The 3,300-nt window shown below is 32.5% G+C and carries 3 protein-coding genes; all 3 read left to right on the top strand.

Translation table 11 applies throughout. The annotated features are described in order from the left end of the window. Positions 1-180: 180 nt before the first annotated feature. Positions 181-963, top strand: a complete 783-nt coding sequence (locus tag IV513_RS15185) for a hypothetical protein (RefSeq protein WP_209391403.1) — start codon at positions 181-183, stop codon at positions 961-963. Between the two features lie 12 nt (positions 964-975). Continuing rightward, complete coding sequence (locus tag IV513_RS15180; RefSeq protein WP_209391402.1) at positions 976-2,151, top strand: site-specific DNA-methyltransferase; 1,176 nt, start codon at positions 976-978, stop codon at positions 2,149-2,151. A 206-nt stretch (positions 2,152-2,357) separates the two neighbouring features. Then, the gene (locus tag IV513_RS15175) at positions 2,358-3,047 is read left to right on the top strand and encodes a hypothetical protein (protein WP_209391401.1); all 690 of its coding nucleotides are present in this window, start codon (positions 2,358-2,360) and stop codon (positions 3,045-3,047) included. The last annotated feature ends 253 nt before the right edge of the window (positions 3,048-3,300 follow it).

Raw genomic sequence — 3,300 nt, 5'->3', positions numbered from 1 at the left:
TCTAAAAACTAACAAAGCCCATAGTTCACCTCTGCTCTCCTTTGAATAAATTTAACTATTTTTACAGAAAACAAAGTAAAGGCAAAGCCCTTTTCCGTTGTGTGCTATGCTATGCTAAACCAACCGCACAAATCCCAATCGAAACAAAAACCGTAAATTATTTTTTGTAAATTTGACCCTATGAACTATTGGACAGAATTAAGTATAGAATACGCAAGTCAGAAATCATATTTGGACGATTTATTCCAAGTATATCCTACTATTCCAGACGGTATAAGAACTATTGATGAAATAGTTTGGCAACAAGTTGTTGAAGCATATAATCAACAAAATAATAAATTATTGATACAAAACTTATTGTTGCTTGAAAAATTTCCTTTTAAAGATAGCTATGTTAATTTTTTACGGTTGGACAATAGTAGTTTTGACAGAAACCCAAACACAATTAACAGATTAGCTGGAATGGTGTACTCTATTGGTTTAGAAAAACTATTTGAGAAATCTTCCGAACCAAAAGAAACAAATACTCAAATGGGTGGAAAATTTAACCATTGGTTAAATAAAGGGGTGCTTGGAGTTCAACCAGTAGAAGAACATATTTTTTTAAGCTCAAATGAAAATGCAATTTTAAAAGGAGGAGATAAATTATTAACAAGATTTGCAAAAGACCACTTTAACTATGACAAAGGAAAGGGTTTAGATTTTATAGGAAGATTTAATGGAAAATATGTAATTGGAGAGGCAAAATTCATTACAGCAATTGGAGGTAATCAAGGAACGGCTTTTACAGATGTGATTACAACTGTTACTGCAAATCTAAATGGTGCTATTGCTATTGGAATTGTTGATGGTATTCCTTGGATTAAAGACAAAAGCAGATATTATAAGTGGATAACCAATGAATACAGCAATTTCAATATTATGAGCAGTTTGGTATTACGTGAATTTCTTTATCAACTTTAAAACTTTGGAATTATGCAATTGAATTACCCTAATAAAAAAACTGAACAGCAAATTTTTGATAGCATTCCAGACATAACTTTGGAACAAATCAATAATTCTGATAGTCCTAATTTACTCATTCAAGCAAATAATTTAGTTGCACTAAAACAACTCATAACGCAACACAATTTAGTAGGTAAAATTGATTTAATATATATTGACCCACCGTTTGCAACCAATAACACTTTTACCATTACAGACGGAAGAGCAAGCACCATCAGTAATTCTAAAAACGGAAATATTGCCTATTCTGACACTTTGAAAGGTTTTGACTTTATCGAATTTATTCGTGAGCGTTTGGTGCTTTTGAAAATGTTGCTTTCCGACAAAGGTTCTATTTATCTTCATATTGATTATAAAATCGGTCATTATGTAAAAATCGTAATGGACGAAATCTTTGGAATTGAGAATTTCAGAAACGACATCACGAGAGTAAAATGCAATCCGAAAAATTTTGCACGAAAAGGATACGGTAACATCAAAGACTTGATTTTGTTCTATTCCAAATCCGACAATTTAATTTGGAACGAACCCAAAACGCCTTATACCGAAGAAGATAAAATCAAACTTTTTCCAAAAACAGAAAAAGACGGAAGAAGATATACAACTATTCCACTTCACGCACCAGGCGAAACACAAAACGGAAAAACTTCTCAAGCATTTAAAGGAATTTTACCACCCAAAGGTAGACATTGGAGAAGTGAAGTTTTAATTTTAGAACAATGGGACAATGACGGTTTAATTGAGTGGAGCAACAACGGAAATCCGAGAAAGAAAATCTATTTTGACGAGCAAGAAGGTAAACGTATGCAAGATATTTGGGAATTTAAAGACCCACAATATCCTGTTTATCCAACCGAAAAAAACTCTGATTTATTGGACATTATCGTTAAGACTTCATCAAACGAAAACAGCATTATTTTAGATTGTTTTGCAGGTTCAGGAACAACTTTAAAATCTGCACAAACCAACGGCAGACAATGGATAGGAATTGACCAATCAGACGAAGCAATCAAAGCAATTATAAATAAACTTGACGGAGTTGAACAAGATTTGTTTATCGAAAAATCAGACTATAAACACTTGACCGAAAACCAGCACAGCACACAACAAGGTATTGCCAAAAGCGGGGTTGAAGTACTTCTATGAAGCATTTGCACAAAATTAAACATTCGTTCTTCGATTGAACTTATGTGCTAAAAATCCCCGCCTTCGGCAATACCCAAACCGTTGGCAGAAATTTTATAGAAACCCGTCATAAAAGAGCGGCAATTCTGACAATAGTCGGAATAACCGAAACAGCGACTTAAAGAAACCTGAAAGTAGGTAATTTTTAATCTTTTATGTCATAAATTATGAGAAAAATTGTTACAATTTTAGGGATTGCTTTGCTTGCAAGTTGCTCAAGCAATAAGTATGTCAAATTCAGTAAAGTAAATGATGAAATTAACCCATCTTCAAACTTGATTACCTTTTTCAAAAACAATCCACATCCAAAAGTTGTTGTTCGGGCCAATTCATCTTCTTCTGATGTTACGGAAAGTACTAACAACAATTATTTGTATGACGTTGTCGAAAAAGTTTTGCTGAAAAATGGATTTATTGTTCGAGACAGACAACTTTTCAACAAAATTATTTCTAACGATGAAAATACTATTGACTACTCTAAACTGAAATCTAAAACTGATACGGATATCATTATTGAGGTCAATAAATTAAATCGTGAAAAGTTGTACGAAACAAACAAATTTTTCAACGATAAAGGAAATGAGGCAAAATTAAGTAATCCTTTTAAAATTAATGGAGCTGAAGTAGAGTTTAAAGTTACATTAATAAAGGATAATGAGTTTGCGGGAACTTATAAATTTAATTATACACCATGTTCAGTTGATAAGGGTTGTAAAATCGACGGAACATTTGATGACAAGTGGAAAAAAATAAAGAAAGGCAAGCAAAAAGAAACTTATGAAGTTGTTCAAACAAGTATTATGGAGGAATTTATGAAAAATGCAACCGAAAAACTCGTTGAAAGCATAAGGAATTAAAAAAACTTCTGCCAACATGGGTTTTGCAAGATGCGGGGTTGAAGGAAATCTCAGAAATATTCTAGAAAATACCCGCAAAAAACTTTTCCATTTTTTAGTTTTTTCGTAATTTTAAAAAATGGAAAAAGTTTTTGCTAGAGATTGGTTCTCCTCTCGACTTTCGGTTGCAGTAGCCCGCACCTCGCATTCTATGACAAAATCCAAATAAAAACTGTTAAAAATTCTATTTTTTTTCATGAGGCAAACGCGTAAG

This window comes from Chryseobacterium sp. RR2-3-20, assembly GCF_017808115.1.
GTDB lineage: Bacteria > Bacteroidota > Bacteroidia > Flavobacteriales > Weeksellaceae > Chryseobacterium > Chryseobacterium oryzae.
Note: the sequence above shows the minus strand (reverse complement) of the source record. Positions and strands in the feature narration are given on the sequence as shown.